The organism is Saccharothrix sp. S26 (genome assembly GCF_021390395.1).
Classification (GTDB): domain Bacteria; phylum Actinomycetota; class Actinomycetes; order Mycobacteriales; family Pseudonocardiaceae; genus Actinosynnema.
This window is the reverse complement of sequence record NZ_JAJUWT010000018.1, coordinates 91,318-107,029: the sequence shown is the minus strand read 5'-3', so window position 1 is coordinate 107,029 and position 15,712 is coordinate 91,318. Positions and strand designations below refer to the sequence as shown.

Here is a 15,712-nt window from a genome sequence, read left to right as displayed (position 1 = left end):
TCGATGAAAGCCCGCGCACTCTCGGTCGGTGGGGCTTGGGAGTTCGAACCCGAGGTGTTCCCGGACGACCGCGGCCTGTTCGTCTCCCCGTTCCAGCACGAGGTGTTCGCCGAGGCGGTCGGCGCACCGCTGTTCGCCGTGGCGCAGGCCAGCGCCAGCGTGTCACGCCGCGGGGTCGCCCGCGGCGTGCACTACGCCCGCACGGCACCCGGTTGCGCGAAGTACGTGACCTGCTCGCGCGGGCGGGTGCTGGACATCGTGGTGGACCTGCGGGTCGGTTCGCCGACGTTCGGCGCGTGGGACTCCGTCGAGCTCGCGGGCGACGACTTCCGCGCCGTCTACCTGCCACCGGGACTCGGCCACGCGTTCATCGCCCTGGAAGACCACTCCACCGTGCACTACCTGCTGTCCCGCGCCTACGAACCCGCCGACGAGCTGGCGGTCTCCCTGCTGGACCCGGACCTGGCGCTGCCCGTGCCGGCCGACGTCGTGCTGTCCGAACGCGACCGCGCCGCGCCGGGCCTGGCCCTCGCGCGGAGCACCGGACTGCTGCCGACACACGCCGCCTGAGCCGAGGAGAGCACACCAGGTGACCGCGCCCACCCGTCGTCCCACCCAGGTGCGCCTGGCCGAGTCGATGCTCGCCGCCCGTGACGCCGACGCCGCGCACGCCTGGCTCGCCCGCACCGCCGAGCGGAGCTGGATGCACGTCGAACGCGTGCCGCTGGACGGCCTCGCGGGCTGGCTCACCGAACCGGGCACCGGCAACCTGCGCCACCACACCGGCCGGTTCTTCAGCGTCGAGTCGCTGGCCGTCGACCTGCCCGGCGCACCCGTGCCGCGGTGGTCCCAGCCGATCATCAACCAGCCGGAGATCGGCATCCTGGGCATCCTGGTGCGCGAGATCGACGGCGTGCTGCACTGCCTCATGCAGGCCAAGCACGAACCGGGCAACCCGAACGGCCTGCAGTTGTCGCCGACCGTGCAGGCCACCCGCAGCAACTACACCCGAGTGCACCAGGGCAAGCCCATCCCGTACCTGGAGCACTTCCGCGACACCTCCGGCCACCGGGTCCTGGTGGACATCCGGCAGTCCGAGCAGGGCGCGTGGTTCTACCGCAAGCGCAACCGCAACATGGTGGTCGAGGTCGACGGCGAGGTCGAGGTGCACGAGGGGTTCCGCTGGTTCACCCTCGGTGAGATCGCCGGCCTGATGACCGTGCCGGACCTGGTGAACATGGACGCCCGCACGGTGCTGGCCTGCCTTCCCGGCGGCGGCGCGGCCCTGGCCGGCGCGGCGACCGACCCGTTCAGCGAAGCCCTGGTCCGCTCCGCCGACCCGGCCACCCCCGGCGTGCACACCATCGGGGACGTGCTGAGCTGGATCACCGAGGTGCGCACGCGCACCGACCTGCGGGTCGCCCTCGGCCCGTTGGCCGGGCTGCCGGACTGGACCCGCGAGAACGGCGTCATCGCGCACCGCGACGGCGGGTACTTCACCGTCGTGGGCGTGGACGTGCGGGCAGGCGGGCGCGAGGTCGGCGCCTGGTCCCAGCCGATGATCGAACCACGCGGCACGGGCGTGATCGCGTTCCTGGTCAAGCAGATCGACGGTGTGCTGCACGTGCTCACCCACGCGCGCACCGAGGCGGGCTACGCCGACGTGACCGAGCTCGCGCCCACCGTGCAGTGCGTGCCGGAGGCGCACGACCACCTGCCGGTGCGGCCCCGGTTCCTCGACGACGTGCTCGGCTCGACCAGGATCCACTTCGACGCCGTGCTGTCGGAGGAGGGCGGTCGGTTCCTCGGCGCGCGCAACCGGTACCTGGTCGTGGAGACCGACGCCGAGGTCGCACCGGACGACCCCGAGTACCGGTGGCTGACCCTGCACCAGTACGAGGAGCTGCTCAAGCACAGCTTCTACGTCAACATCCAGGCCCGCAGCCTGCTGCTGTGCCTGCGCAGCCTCGTTCCCCGCGGGTGAGGCGGGCGTCGCCGCCCGCCCCGGCCCGGTCACAGCGTCGCCAGCACCTGCTTGAGCGCGTCCACCACGTGCTCCTGCGTGTCCTGGGGCAGTGACGGGTACATCGGCAGCGAGAAGATCTCGCCGGCCACCCGCTCGGTCACCGGCAGGCTGCCCTCGGCGTAGCCCAGGTGCGCGAACCCGGTCATGGTGTGCACCGGCCACGGATAGCTGATGTTCAGGTGGATGTCGTGCGCCTTCAAGCGTTCCAGGATGTCGTCGCGACGCGGGTGGCGCACCACGTACACGTAGTGCACGTGCGTGTTGCCCGGTGCGGTGGTGGGCAGCACCAGGTCGGTGTCCGACAACGCCTCCGCGTACCGCGCGGCCACCGCCTGCCGCGCCGCGACGTAGTCGTCCAGGCGGACGAGCTTGCGGCGCAGGATCTCCGCCTGCACCTCGTCGAGCCGGCAGTTGTGGCCGGGCGTCTCCACGACGTAGTAGGTCTTCTCCATGCCGTAGTAGCGGTGGCGGCGCAGGTTCGCGTCCACCACCGGGTCGTTGGTGATCGTCGCGCCGCCGTCACCGTAGGCGCCGAGCACCTTGGTGGGGTAGAAGGAGAACGCGGCGGCGTCGCCCATCGACCCGGCCACCCGGCCGTGGTGGCGCGCGCCGTGCGCCTGGGCGCAGTCTTCCAGCACCAGCAAGCCGTGCCGCCGGGCCAGCGCCCGCAGCGGCTCCATGTCCACGCACTGGCCGTACAGGTGCACGGGCAGCAGGGCCTTGGTCCGCGGTGTGATCACCGACTCGACCTGCGTGACGTCCATCAGGTAGGTGTCCGGGTCCACGTCGACGAACACCGGCGTGGCGCCGACGGCGTCGATCGCCAGCACGGTCGGGGCGGCGGTGTTGGACACGGTGACCACCTCGTCGCCGCGGCCGACGCCGAGCGCCTGGAGGGCCAGTCGGATCGCGTTCGTGCCGTTGTCCACGCCGACGCAATGGGCGACGCCGTGGTAGTCGGCGAACTCCGCCTCGAAGGACGACACGCTCGGCCCGAGGACGAGCCTGCCGGAGGAGAACACGGTCTCCACCGCGTCGAGTATGTCCTTGCGCTCCGATTCGTATTCGCGCGAGTAGTCCCAGACGAGCGTGGCCATCGGCAGCCCTTTCGCGGTGGTCGGCATCCCATCCAGCCTAGGTCTGGCCCCCGGCTAGGGGGTAACCCCTAACCTGCAGGTCAGGGTGGCCGGTGCGAGCCACAGGGGTGTACGGCGGCTGGTCCGTTCGCGCGGGCGCAGAGCGGTCGGGGAAGAAGGGGAATAGGGGTGTCCAGGCCGCTTCCGGGTGCTTTACGGTGACCACGCTCCCGGCGGGGTCGCCGGATTCCAGCACATCCATTGGGGCGAGGACGACGAATGTCGCGGCATTTCCTGTTCATGTGCCACCCGGACCACGGACACGTCATCCCGAACCTCGCGGTGGTCACCGAACTGGCCGCGCGCGGGCACCGGGTCACCTACCTGACCGCGCCGAGCATGGCGGAGATCGCCGCCGAGGCCGGCGCCACCGTCGTGACCTACCCGTCCCGGTACCGCGACGCCGATTTCGCCCTCGTGGCCAACGACCCCGGCTACCTCATGGGCGTGCTGCTCGACGAGAGCGAGGTTATGCTCGCCACCGCGACGGCCGAGCTGGACGGCGACCGACCGGACTGCCTGGTCTACGACACCTCGGTGCTCTACGCGGCACGGGTGCTGGCCCGGCACTGGGACCTGCCCGCCGCGCAGGTGATCCCGGTGTTCGCGTCCAACGAGCACTTCTCCTTCCTCAACGCCATGTACAACCCCGAGTCCGACGCCGCCGAGCGGCCCGCGGCGCAGCGGCCCAAGGAGATGCCCGAGTGGGTCGGCGCCACGATGGCGCGCATCGGCGCGCTCTGCGCCCGCTACGGGGTGGCCGCCGCGCCGCACGAGGTGTGGTTCGAGGTTCCGCCGCTGAGCCTGGTCACCGTGCCGCGCGAGTTCCAGTACGCGGGTGAGACCTTCGACGAGCGGTTCGCGTTCGTCGGGCCGTGCGTCGGCGACCGCAGCTTCCTCGGCACGTGGACACCGCCCGCCGACGACCTGCCCGTGGTGCTGGTGTCGCTCGGGGCGGTGTTCAACCAGGACGAGGGCTTCTTCCGCACCTGCGTCGAGGCGTTCCGCGGCCGACCCTGGCACGCGGTGATGACCACCGGCGGCGGGGTGGACCGCGCCGCGCTCGGCGACCTGCCGCCCAACGTCGAGGTGCACGACTTCGTGCCGCACGTGGCCGTGCTGGAGCACGCGTCCCTGTGCGTCACCCACGCCGGCATGGGCACCGTGATGGAGGCGCTGCGGTCGGGCACGCCGATGGTGTGCGTGCCGGGTTCCGCGCTGGACCGGCCCACCGGGTGGCGGGTCCGCGAGCTGGGCCTGGGCACCGTGCTCGACCCCGCCGACCTCACGCCCGCGACGCTGGTCGACGCGATCACGTCGGTGCTGGGCGACGAGGAGACCGCGGTCCGGTCGGAGCTGATGCGCAAGGCCGTCGCGGAGTCGGGCGGCACGGTGCGCGCCGCCGACGAGGTCGAGCAGCACCTGGCGCGGTCGCGTTGACCGCCGCCGCGACCGAGTTCGGCGTGCTCGGCCCGATCCGAGTCCTGCGCGAAGGGGTGGAGAAGCGCGTGGGCGGCCCCCGCGAGCGCGCGGTGCTGGCGCGGCTGCTGTTCGACGCCAACCGCGTGGTCAGCGTGGACCGGCTCATCGAGGCGGTGTGGCACGGCGACCCGCCGGCCAGCGCGCGCGGCCAGATCGCGATCTGCGTGTCGCGGCTGCGGCGGGCCCTCGGCGAGTCGGGTCGCGCCATCGGCACCGCGAGCCCCGGCTACGTGGCGCGGCTGGACGAGGGCGCCGTGGACTGGTCGCGGTTCAACGCGCTCATCGGCCGGGCCCGATCGCGCGCGGCGGGTGGTGACGCGGCGGGCGCGGTGGCGTCGTACCGCGAGGCGCTGGGGTTGTGGCGCGGCGTGCCGTTCGAGGACCTGCCCGGTCTGCGCGCGGAAGCGGTGTCGTTGCAGTCCGCGCGGTTGGACGCGGTGGAGGCGTGCGCCGAGCTGGAGCTGAGGCTCGGGCTGCACCACCGGGTCGGCAAGGACCTGGCCGCCGTGGTGGCGGAGCACCCGTTGCGCGAGCGGGCGCGGGCACAGCTGATGCTGGCCCAGTACCGGTCGGGTCGGCGGGCCGACGCGCTGCGCACCTACCAGGACGCGCGGCGGGTGCTGGTCGAGCAGATCGGCCTGGAGCCCGGCCCGGAGCTGCGGGAGCTGCACGAGCAGATCCTGCGCGACGCGCCGGCGCTGCTGGCGGCACCGGCCCGCGTCGAGGTGGCGGCGGTGGCGCCGTCGCAGTTGCCGCGCCAGGTGCTGCCGTTCGCCGGTCGGTCGGCCGAGCTGGCCGAGCTGGACGCCGCCCTCGCGACCGGCCCGGACGTGCCCGGCGCGGTCGTGCTGTCGGGTCCGGGTGAGGTGGGCAAGACGGCGCTGGCGCTGCGCTGGGCGCACCACCGCCTGGACCGGTTCCCGGACGGGCAGCTGCACGCCGACCTGGTGGACGACTTCGACCGCCCGGTACCGCCGGCCGTGCTGCTGGACCGGTTCCTGCGGGCGCTCGGCGTGCCCGCGTCGTCGATCCCGGACGACCCGGGCGAGAAGGTGGCGCTGTACCGCAGCACGGTGTCGCGCAAGCGCGTGCTGGTGGTGCTGGACGGCGCGGTGGACCACGCCCAGGTCCGGCCGCTGCTGCCCAGCGGTGCGCACACCCGGGTCATCGTCACCAGCCGGCACCCGATGGACGAGCTGGTCGCCCGGCACGGCGCGCACCGGGCGTTCCTGGAGCCGCTGAGGCCGGAGGAGTCGTGGGAGCTGCTGACCATGCTGCTCGGGCGCGACTGGGTGGCCGAGGAACGCGGTGAGGCGAGCAGGATCGTCGGCTCGGCCGACGGCTTCCCACTGCCGCTGCGCCGCGCGGCGGCGGGCGTCCGGTCCGCACCGCACCGCCCGGACCGCCGATGGCTGACCGGCGTGCCCGCCTGACCGGCACACCGGCCCGACCGCGTTCCCGCTTGACCGGTGCACGCCGTGGTGGGCCGGTCAACCACGTGCGAGAACGGTGTCGACGGCCGCCGACAGCGCGTCCACCGACGCGGCGGCGGTGCTGCGCCAGGCCACGTGACCGTCCGGCCGCACCAGCACCGCGCCCACCTCACCCACGCCGTAGGCCGACGCCCACACCGGGGACACCACCGCGGTCGAACCATCGGTCGACACCTCGACCGCCGTGATCGCCGCGCCGGTCCGGGCGGCGACCTCCTTCGCCGCCTGCGCCCAGCCGCTGCCCGCCGGGGTGAGCAGGACCAGACCCGCACCGAACAGGTCCAAAGTGGACAGCGTCTCCGCGCCGCGGGTCAGCGGCACGTGCGGCGCGCGGTGGCCCGGTCGCGCGGTGGGGACGTAGGTCCGGTAGGGGTCCTCGACCGCCGGGGCGTCGGTGCCGTCCGGCACGACGGCGGCCGAGTCGTAGTGGAAGCCGAGGACCAAGCCCTCGCAGCTGCGCCGGCCCGCCTGCTGCGCGATGGCCTCCTTCATGGACAACTTGCCCTCCATCATCTGGAACGTGATGAAGGCGTTGGCGAGGCTCTCGCCGACGGTGCGCTCGCCGATCGGGTGGCGTTCGGCGTCGTAGGTGTCGAGCAGGGCCTCGCCGGCCGTGCCCGCCAGCACCGCCGCCAGCTTCCACACCAGGTTGTGCGCGTCCTGGATGCCGCAGTTCATCCCGAACCCGCCCTGGGGCGTCGACACGTGCGCCGAGTCGCCCGCCAGGAACACCCGACCCGAGCGGAAGCTCGTCGCGGTCACCGCCTGTTGCAGCCACGGCATCACGCCGACCAGCTCGACGTCCAGGTCCGGCACGCCGACGGCCTCGCGCACCACCCGCACGCAGAACTCGGGCGTGAAATCGGCTTCGCTGCCGCCCTCGTCCGGGTCGTAGCCGGTCTGGATGATCCAGCGCCGCTGGTTGTCCACCGCCTCCACCGCGCAGGGGATCGCGCTGCGGATGAAGTACAGCGCGCACATCCGGTCGGTCAGCAGCGGCACCAGGTCGGCGTCGAACATGATGCTGATCATGTGCCCGAGCGGTGGCGGGCCCTCGACGCCGATGCCGAGCCGCTCGCGCACGGTGCTGCGCCCGCCGTCGGCCGCGATGGCGTAACGGGCGCGGACGCCGACGCGGCCGGACGCCGACTCGACCACCGCGTCCACACCGGACTCGTCCTGCTCCAGGGACGTGAGCGTGGTGGAGAACCTGACGTCCGCACCGGGCAGGCTCTCGGCCAGCCCTCGCAGGACCACCTCGAACTTGTCCTGCGCGCAGATGTAGGTGTACGTGGGGCTGTGCGGCGCGTCCTCGGCGAGGGGGGCGACCTCGCGGTGGAAGTCGTCGGCGGTCAGCGAGGAGCCGACGCCGACGGCCAGGCTGTCCTCGCGCGGCAGGCCGACGCGCTCCACCTCCGCCGCCAGCCCCCACGACCGCACCAGCTCCATCGTGCGGGTCGACACCAGGCGTGCCTTGGGGAAGATCGACGTCCCGGCGTGCCGCTCCACCAGCAACGACGTCAGCCCGTGCCGGGAGCACTCGATCGACGCGGCGAGGCCGACCGGGCCACCACCCACGATCAGGACGTCGACCTCGAGATCAGCCATGGGCATGAGCCTGCGACACCGCCGCGGGGACGTCAAGGCGACGGATATCGAAGTGATAGAGCACTGAAGTCGCAGGTCAGTAGCTTTGTGCCGAACGACGGCGTGCGCAGCGGGCAAGCCTTGGACAACGTGGGGAGGCGCCATGTTCGCCGAAGGATCGGTCGCCGTGGTCACCGGCGGGTCGCGCGGGATCGGGCGGGCCGTCGTGGTCGACCTGGCGGCCCACGGCGTGCACGTCGTGATCAACTACTCGCGCTCGGAGGAACAGGCCAAGGAGCTGGTCGCGCAGGTCGAGCAGAGCGGTGGCAGCGCGAGCGCGGTGCGGGCCGACGTGACCGACGAGGACGCGGTGCGCGAGCTGTTCCGCTCCGTGCGCTCCGAGCACGGCAGGCTCGACGTGCTGGTCACCAGCGCGGGCGTGACGCGGGACCGGCACCTGGTCGCGATGAGCAGCGCCACGTTCCGCGAGACGATGGACATCAACCTGCACGGCACGTTCCTGGCCTGCCGCGAGGCGATGCGCATCATGCAGCACCAGCGGCGCGGCGCGATCGTGACCCTCAGCTCCGCGAGCGGCCTGGACGGCGGCTTCCCCGGGCAGACGAACTACGTCGCGTCCAAGGGCGCGATCATCGCGTTCACCAAGGCGCTGTCCTACGAGGCCGCGCCGCACGGCGTGCGCGTCAACGTGGTGGCACCGGGGTTCGTCGAGACCGACATGACCAAGGTCATCCCCGCGAAGCTGCGCGACGGCTACGCCTCGCGCATCCGGCTCGGCCGCATGGGCCGACCCGAGGAGATCGCGAACCTGGTCACGTTCCTGGCCTCGGACAAGGCGTCCTACATCACCAGCGAGACGTTCGTCGCCAACGGCGGCGGGCTCGGCTGACCCATCGAGCCGGAGCACCCAGCGGACGGAAGGACAAGCGTGAACCTCGACGAACTGCGCGCCACGGCGGCCGCCCGGCACGACACGTGCGCCCAGATCAAGAAGATGATCGTCTCGCGGCTCGACCTGCCCATCGAGCCCGCGTGGATCACCGACGACCAGCCGCTGTTCGGCCGCGGCCTGGAGTTGGACAGCCTCGACGTGCTGGAGCTGTACGTGGCGATCGAGGCCGAGTTCGGCGTCGCCCTCTACGACAGCGACATGTCGGTGTTCGGTTCGGTGTCGCGCCTGGCCGACCACGTGAACCCGGCCCTCGTCGAGCAGGCGCCGACCGGTTCGGCATGACCGCGACCCGGGAGCCCGTGCGAGCGGGGACGTCGCTGAGCAACGACCAGCTCCGGGAGATCCTGCCGCACCGCTGGCCCTTCCTGCTGATCGACCGGGTCGAGAAGGTCGAGCCGGGTGTCGGCGCGGTCGGGATCAAGAACGTCGCGGCCACGGAGATGTGGTTCCAGGGGCACTTCCCGACCGCGGCCGTGCTCCCGGGCGTGATCGTCGTCGAGGCGATGGCCCAGTTGGCCGGCGTGGTGTTCGCCCTCGCCGGCGCGGGGCCGATCGGCTACCTCGCGGGCGTGCGGGCGATGCGGTTCCGCCGTCCCATCGTGCCGGGGGACCAGCTCGTCCTCACCGCCGACCGCACGGCGGGAGGCCGCGGTTTCAGCGAGTTCAAGGTGAGCGCCAGGGTCGACGGCCAGGTCGCCGCCGAGGGCACCATCACCATCGCGGACCCGGCAGCCACCAGCCCTACCGGAAAGGTTTGACACGACAATGGAATCCCTGACGTCGCCGGTGAAGGCCGCGCACCCCGACGGCGCCGTGTACGGCACGGTGCTGGACGCCGAGGTCGCGCTGCGGTTCAGCACGCTCGACGCCGAGTACGAGGCGATCCGGGAGCGGGCCGCCCTGCTGGACCTGTCCGGCGAGCGGATCATCGAGCTGTCCGGCGGCGGCGCCACCGACTTCGCGCAGAAGGTGCTGGCGCGCGACGTGGAGTACCTGACCGCCGAGCGCTGCATGACGAGCCTGGTGCTCGCCGAGGACGGCACCGTCGTGGACCAGGTCGTGGTGTGGGGTCGGGAGGACGGCCTGCTGCTGGAGTCCTCCACCGGCGCGGGCACCCGGCTGCTGGAGCACCTGCGCGCGCACGCCGAGCCCGGCGTGGAGATCACCGACCGCACCGCCGAGCACGCCCTCTTCGGCCTGGAGGGCCCCTACGCGTGGGGCGTGGTCGGCCGGCTGATCGACGGTGAGCTGGCCGCCCTGCCGTTCGAGTCCGTCGTGGACAGCCAGTGGGACGGCGTCGACATCCTCTTCGCCCGCACCGGCGTGACGGGCGAGTACGGCTACAAGGTGCTGGTGCCGCGCGAGTCGGCCGAGCGGCTGTGGACCAAGGCCCTGGAGCAGGCCGTGCCCGCCGGCCAGGAGGCCGTGGAGCTGGCGATGCTGGAAGTGCGGCAGCCGGTCGTGCGCCACGAGGCGGGCGAGGGCGTCGACGTGCTGGAGATGGGCGCGGGCTGGCTGGTGGACATCACCAAGGACGAGTTCGTCGGGCGTGACGCCGTGGTGGCCGCCTTCGAGGGCACGGCCGAGCGCCGCACGGTCGGTTTCTCCGGCGGCACCGAGGTGCCCGAGCCGGGCACGCCGGTCACCGTGGGCGGGGAGAAGATCGGCGAGGTCGTGCACGCCGTGCACAGCGTCGGGCTGAAGTCCGCCCTCGGCCTGCTGCGGCTGCCGCCGGACCTGGCCGCCGCCGGGCTCAAGGTCACCGTCGGCGACACCGAGGTCACCACGCTGACCAGCCCGTACGTCACGCCCAAGAGCTGGAGCACCCCGATCATCTGATCTGGTCACCCGGGCGGTCGCCCGGGGTCGCGAGGAGGAGCAAGCATGGCGCTGCGGCCAGTGGTCATCACCGGGGTCGGGGTGATCTGCGCGGTCGGTCGGGACCCGGAGGAGTTCTGGGCGCGGCTCACCACGGGCGGGGGCGGCATCACCGCCGTGGACGACGAGCGGTTCGCCGCGTTCGAGGCCAGGTTCGCGGGCCAGGTGCCCGACGAGTGGATCGACGCGCAACTGCCGGCTGAGGACACGGGGCTGGACCGCACCGCCCGGCTGGCCCTCGTCGCGGCCCGGCAGGCGGTCGCCCAGGCCGGGCTGGGCACGGCCGCGGACCTGCCCGCCGAGCGGTTCGGGCTGGTCCTCGGCAAGTGCCAGGCCACTCCGACCGCGGCGGGCGGCTACCAGCCCATGCACGCCACCGGTGACGTCGTCGCCGGCAAGCTGGGCCTGGCCGGCCCGCGCATCCTGGTCTCGACCGCGTGCGCGGCGGGCGGCAACGCGGTCGGCCTGGCCAAGGACAAGATCCTCACCGGTGACGCGGACGTGGTGCTCGCCGGCGGCGTCGACCCCCTGTTGTTCGGCACCTACGCGGGTTTCGCGGGCCTTCAGGCCCTCAGCCCCCGACCGTGCGGCCCCTACAGCCGCTCGGACGGCCTGAACCTCGGCGAGGGTGCCGCGTTCCTGGTCGTGGAGGCGCTGGACCACGCGCTGGCCCGGGGTGCGGAGCCGTTGGCCGAGGTCGCGGGCTACGGCCTGTCCGCCGACGCCTACCACGCCACCGCGCCGGACCCGACCGGTCGCGGCGGTGCCACGGCCATGCGCCGGGCGCTGGCCGACGCCGGTCTGGACGCCGACGCCGTGGACTACGTCAACGGGCACGGCACCGGCACGCCCGCCAACGACGCCATGGAGAAGAAGGTCATGCGCGCCGTGTTCGGCGAGCGGGCGCCGCAGGTGCCGACCAGCAGCATCAAGAGCTTCATCGGGCACACGCTGGGCGCGGCGGGCGCGGTCGAGGCGGTGGCCAGCGTGCTGGCCCTGCGCACCGCGACCGCGCCGCCCACCATCGGGTTCACCGAAGAGGCGATCGCGCAGTCCACTTTGGACTTCGTGCCGAACACCGCGCGTGCGCTGGACATGGACGTCGTGGTGTCCAACAACTACGCGTTCGGCGGCAACAACGCCTCGCTCGTGCTGCGCCGCCCCGGCGGGCCGCGCGAGTACGACGAGCTGCCCGCCACCGAGGTCGTCCTCACCGGCCTCGGACCGGTCACCGGCCTGGGCACCGGCATCGCCGAGGTCGCCGAGGCGGTCGCCAACGGCCGCACCGCGGTCGGCGCGGAGCCGTCCCTGGAGGGCCGCACGTTCGCGCCGCGCTCGTTGTGGCGGCACATGAACAACCTGTCCCGCATGGCGATCGCGGCTTCCCGGCTCGCCTGGGAGGACGCCGGGCTGAAGCTGCCCCGCGCCGCCCTGGACAACGTGGGCGTCATCTTCGCCACCGCGGCGGGCTCGGTGGAGAGCACCGACGGGTTCGACGAGAGCGTGCTGGCGAACCCGAACAAGCCCGCGGTGCTCAGCTTCTCCAACGTGGTGCTCAACGCCACCGGCGGCGCGGTCTGCCAGACGTTGGGCCTGCGCGGCCCGACCACCACCATCTGCAACGGCAACGCGTCGGCATCCATCGCATTGGACTGCGCGGTGGAGACCATCCGCGCGGGCAAGGCGGACGTGGTGATCGTGGTCGCCGCCGACGAGGCGTCGAGGCCCGGCGACGGCGCGCAGGTCAACCCCTACGACCGGGACTCGGGCGAGGCGTCCGCGTCCGCGTCGGTGGCCCTGGTGGTCGAGTCCGCCGCGCACGCCGCCGCCCGGGGCGCGACCCCGTACGCGCGGGTGCTGGGCAGCGCCCACGCGGGCGCGGGAGCGGGCGACGAGCGGTCCCTGGTGCAGCGCGCCATCGCCGCGCTCCCCACCGAAGGCGTGGACCTGGTGGTCGGTGCGGCCACCGGCGGCGCGACCGACGAGGCGGAGGCGGGCGCGGTGCTCGACGCCGTCCCGTCCGCCCGGCTCACCGCCACCGCGGGCCTGACCGGTGACGCGGGCGCGGCCACCGGCGCGCTGAACCTGGCCCTGGCCGCGCTCGCCCTGCGCGACGGCGTCGCACCGGCCATCGCAGGGCTGAGCAGCCCTCGTGCCGGCGCGGTCGAGTCCTACGTCACCAAGCCGGAGCTGCCGTCCGCGCCGGCCAAGGCCCTCGTGCTCAGCGCCGCGCCCGGCTCGGTGCGCGGCGGAACCCTGCTGGGTGCGGTATGACCGGTACGCCCTTCGACGTGCTGGAGACCGACCGGTTGCTCACCACCACCCGGTCGGTGCGCCGCCGGCTCGACCTCGACCGGCCCGTGCCGCGCGAGGTGATCGAGGAGGCGCTGGAGGTCGCCGTCCAGGCGCCGACCGCGAACGACCAGCAGAACTGGCGCTGGGTCGTGATCACCGAGCAGGCGGTGAAGGACCGGTTCGCGGAGCTGTTCGACATCTCCTGGCAGTTCCACCAGAAAGAGGTGTGGACGCGGTCCGGGCGCCGGCGCAACAGCCCGCAGGCCAGGAAGAACAACGCCTCCGCCGCCACGCTGGCCGAGACCATCGCCAGGGTGCCCGCGCTGGTGATCCCGTGCGTGCTCGGCCGGCCGCCGGACATCGGCGCGATCGACGCGGAGTGGCTCGGCGCGACCGGCACCCGCAACCTCGGCACCTGGCAGGAGGGCGTGCGGATCGGGGCCATGCGGGCCAGCAACTTCTACGGCTCGATCTTCCCCGCCGTCTGGTCGTTCCAGCTGGCCCTGCGCAGCCGCGGCCTCGGCAGCACGATCACGTGCATGCACCTGCCGTTCGAGCGGCAGGTCGGTGAGCTGCTCGGCATCCCCGCCGGTGTCACCCAGATCTGCCTGGTGCCGGTCGCCTACACGATCGGCACGGATTTCCGGCCCGCCAAGCGGGTTTCGGCCAAGGAGCGCACGTCCTGGGAGAGGTGGCAGGCATGACCGTCGAGCACACCGGGATCGACGTCGTCGTGGTGGGCGGCGGCATCGCGGGCGCGTCCGCCGCGGCCAACCTCGCGCTGAACGGCCTGTCCGTGGTGCTGCTGGAGAAGCAGGAGACCTACCAGGACATCGTGCGCGGCGAGTGGATCGCGCCGTGGGGCCTGCGCGAGGCGCAGAGGTTGGGCGTGGAGGACGCGTTCGGCCTCGGCGGCGCGTGGGAGATCCGCGAGTGGACGCAGTGGGACGAGACGGTCGACCCGGCCGAGGCGGAGACCGTGGACATGACGCGGTTCGTGCCCGGTGTCGGCGGCCCCATGTCGTTCCCGCACCACGAGGTCTGCGCGTTGATGGCCGAGCAGGCCGAGGACAACGGCGCGACGGTGGTCATGGGCGCGCAGCGGGTGCGGGTCACCGCCGGGACCAGCCCGGAGGTCCGCTGGACCCGGGCCGGGCAGGAGCACCTGGCCAAGCCGCGCATGGTCATCGGCGCCACCGGCCGCGGCTGCACGGTCGGCCGCCAGGTCGGCGTGTCCATGGCGACCTCGGTGCACCACTGGGGCGGCGGGCTGCGGGTCACCGGCCTGGACGACTGGCCGATGGACGTGCAGGCGATGGGCACCGAGGACGAGAAGATGTTCATGGTGTTCCCGCAGGGCGACGGCAACGCCCGGCTCTACATCAACTTCCCGACCGCCAACCGGAAGCTCTACCAGGGCCCGGAGGGTGAGAAGCGGTTCATCGCCGACTTCGAGCTGGCGTCCCTGCCCGACCGCGGCAAGGCCGTGTACGGCGCCGCGAAGGCGATCGGGCCGCTCAAGCTGTGGCCGTCGGTGGCGATGTTCCCCGAGCAGCCGATCGTCCTGGACGGCGTGGTGCTCGTCGGGGACGAGGCGGGCAACGCCGACACCGTGCTCGGCACCGGCCTGTCGTGCAGCCTGCGCGACACCCGAGCCGTGTGCGAGGTGCTGACCGGCGGCGACGACTGGTCGCCCGCGGCCTTCGCGGGCTACCTGGCCGAGCGGAAGTTCCGGATGGACCGGCTGCACTTCGGCGCGGGCATCATCGCCAAGCTGCACTGCGAGTTCGGGCCCGCCGCCGCCGAGCGGCGCCGCCGGGCGCGCGAGTTGATGGCCGAGAACTTCGCCGCGTCGGTGACCGGCCTGCTCAACATGGTCCCGCCGGAGGACGTGCCGGAGTTCGGGTTCAGCGAGTTCTTCGCCGAGAGGCTGTTCAGGGAGAGGGCATGAGCGTCAAGGACACCCTGCTGACCGGGTCGGCGCACGTCAACGGCGTCGACATCGCCTACGTGGACAAGGGCGAGGGCGACCCGGTCGTGCTGCTGCACGGCTTCCCCGACTCGCACTACCTGTGGCGGCACCAGATCGACCCCCTGGTGGAGGCGGGCTTCCGCGTCATCGCGCCCGACCTGCGCGGTTTCGGCGAGTCGAGCAAGCCGCAGGAGGTCGAGGCCTACGACATGCGCACGATCGTCAACGACGTCGTCGCCCTGACGCAGCACCTCGGCATCCCCAAGGCGCACATCGTCGGGCACGACTGGGGCGCCGCCATCGCGTGGATGTACGCGTTCCTGATGCCGCGCCGCGTCGACCACCTCGCCGTGCTGTCGGTCGGCCACCCCGGCGTGTTCAGCACGCCGTCGATCGAGCAGCGCAAGGCGAGCTGGTACATGCTCTTCTACCAGTTCCCCGGCGTGAGCGAGCAGTTGCTGCGGCGCAACGGGTGGCGGCTGTTCAAGGAGATCATGGGCGGCGAGGGCGACCACCAGCGCTACCCGCGCGAGCTGGCCAAGCCGGGCGCGCTCACCGCGGCGCTGAACTGGTACCGGGCCAACCGCTCGCCCGAGGCCGAGCTGCGCGTGGAGGGCAACTTCCCGCCCGTGCTCGCGCCCACCCTCGGCATCTGGTCCACCGGGGACAAGGCGCTGCTCGAAGAGGGCATGACGGGCTCGGTGAAGTTCGTCAAGGGCTCGTGGCGCTACGAGCGCGTCGAAGACGCCAGCCACTGGATCCCGCTGGACCAGCCGGAGATCGTCACCAAGCTGCTGCTGGGCTTCCTGGGCACCGAGAAGGCCGCGGCGGTGCCCACCCGGCGGCGCCGGCTCTAGTCGGCGCCCGGCT

The 15,712-nt window shown here is 72.8% G+C and carries 14 protein-coding genes; 12 read left to right on the top strand and 2 right to left on the bottom strand.

The window, feature by feature from the left end:
• The first annotated feature begins 3 nt into the window (after nucleotides 1–3).
• A complete protein-coding gene (locus LZG04_RS27430; RefSeq protein WP_233822119.1) occupies nucleotides 4–570 on the top strand; it encodes a dTDP-4-dehydrorhamnose 3,5-epimerase family protein in 567 nt (188 codons plus the stop codon).
• A 19-nt stretch (nucleotides 571–589) separates the two neighbouring features.
• Nucleotides 590–1,984 (top strand): NDP-hexose 2,3-dehydratase family protein, encoded by a 1,395-nt coding sequence (locus LZG04_RS27425; protein WP_308199346.1) that lies wholly within the window; start codon nucleotides 590–592, stop codon nucleotides 1,982–1,984.
• Between the two features lie 29 nt (nucleotides 1,985–2,013).
• On the opposite strand, the gene LZG04_RS27420 is transcribed toward LZG04_RS27425, so the two are convergent.
• Nucleotides 2,014–3,123 (bottom strand): DegT/DnrJ/EryC1/StrS aminotransferase family protein, encoded by a 1,110-nt coding sequence (locus LZG04_RS27420; protein WP_233822316.1) that lies wholly within the window; start codon nucleotides 3,121–3,123, stop codon nucleotides 2,014–2,016.
• A gap of 258 nt (nucleotides 3,124–3,381) precedes the next feature.
• Between LZG04_RS27420 and LZG04_RS27415 the strand changes: the two genes are divergently transcribed.
• Together LZG04_RS27415 and LZG04_RS27410 are read left to right on the top strand one after the other, a co-directional pair.
• A complete protein-coding gene (locus LZG04_RS27415) occupies nucleotides 3,382–4,602 on the top strand; it encodes a macrolide family glycosyltransferase (protein WP_233822116.1) in 1,221 nt (406 codons plus the stop codon).
• Entirely contained in the window at nucleotides 4,599–6,077 is a 1,479-nt protein-coding gene (locus tag LZG04_RS27410) for an AfsR/SARP family transcriptional regulator (protein ID WP_233822114.1), read from the top strand. Before LZG04_RS27415 ends, LZG04_RS27410 begins: the two co-directional genes overlap by 4 nt.
• Before the next feature lie 57 nt (nucleotides 6,078–6,134).
• On the opposite strand, the gene LZG04_RS27405 is transcribed toward LZG04_RS27410, so the two are convergent.
• On the bottom strand, nucleotides 6,135–7,745 hold the full coding sequence (locus tag LZG04_RS27405; protein WP_233822112.1) for an FAD-dependent monooxygenase: 1,611 nt from the start codon (nucleotides 7,743–7,745) through the stop codon (nucleotides 6,135–6,137).
• Nucleotides 7,746–7,887: 142 nt separating this feature from the next.
• Between LZG04_RS27405 and fabG the strand changes: the two genes are divergently transcribed.
• Genes fabG through LZG04_RS27365 form a run of 8 tightly spaced genes read left to right on the top strand, consistent with a single transcriptional unit; the run spans nucleotide 7,888 to nucleotide 15,699 of the window.
• Nucleotides 7,888–8,634, top strand: coding sequence for a 3-oxoacyl-ACP reductase FabG (fabG, locus tag LZG04_RS27400; protein ID WP_233822110.1), 747 nt, complete (start codon nucleotides 7,888–7,890; stop codon nucleotides 8,632–8,634).
• A gap of 39 nt (nucleotides 8,635–8,673) precedes the next feature.
• Nucleotides 8,674–8,979, top strand: coding sequence for an acyl carrier protein (locus LZG04_RS27395; RefSeq protein ID WP_141977629.1), 306 nt, complete (start codon nucleotides 8,674–8,676; stop codon nucleotides 8,977–8,979).
• The gene (gene fabZ, locus LZG04_RS27390) at nucleotides 8,976–9,455 is read left to right on the top strand and encodes a 3-hydroxyacyl-ACP dehydratase FabZ (RefSeq protein WP_233822108.1); all 480 of its coding nucleotides are present in this window, start codon (nucleotides 8,976–8,978) and stop codon (nucleotides 9,453–9,455) included. Before LZG04_RS27395 ends, fabZ begins: the two co-directional genes overlap by 4 nt.
• A gap of 7 nt (nucleotides 9,456–9,462) precedes the next feature.
• Complete coding sequence (locus LZG04_RS27385; protein WP_233822105.1) at nucleotides 9,463–10,536, top strand: aminomethyltransferase family protein; 1,074 nt, start codon at nucleotides 9,463–9,465, stop codon at nucleotides 10,534–10,536.
• A gap of 45 nt (nucleotides 10,537–10,581) precedes the next feature.
• Nucleotides 10,582–12,849, top strand: coding sequence for a beta-ketoacyl-[acyl-carrier-protein] synthase family protein (locus LZG04_RS27380; protein WP_233822103.1), 2,268 nt, complete (start codon nucleotides 10,582–10,584; stop codon nucleotides 12,847–12,849).
• Entirely contained in the window at nucleotides 12,846–13,574 is a 729-nt protein-coding gene (locus LZG04_RS27375) for a nitroreductase family protein (protein WP_233822101.1), read from the top strand. The genes LZG04_RS27380 and LZG04_RS27375 overlap by 4 nt, the downstream gene beginning before the upstream one ends.
• Nucleotides 13,571–14,821 carry an NAD(P)/FAD-dependent oxidoreductase gene (locus LZG04_RS27370; protein WP_233822099.1) on the top strand — a complete coding sequence of 417 codons (1,251 nt, stop codon included), beginning with the start codon at nucleotides 13,571–13,573 and terminating at the stop codon, nucleotides 14,819–14,821. Before LZG04_RS27375 ends, LZG04_RS27370 begins: the two co-directional genes overlap by 4 nt.
• On the top strand, nucleotides 14,818–15,699 hold the full coding sequence (locus LZG04_RS27365) for an alpha/beta fold hydrolase (RefSeq protein WP_233822097.1): 882 nt from the start codon (nucleotides 14,818–14,820) through the stop codon (nucleotides 15,697–15,699). The genes LZG04_RS27370 and LZG04_RS27365 overlap by 4 nt, the downstream gene beginning before the upstream one ends.
• The last annotated feature ends 13 nt before the right edge of the window (nucleotides 15,700–15,712 follow it).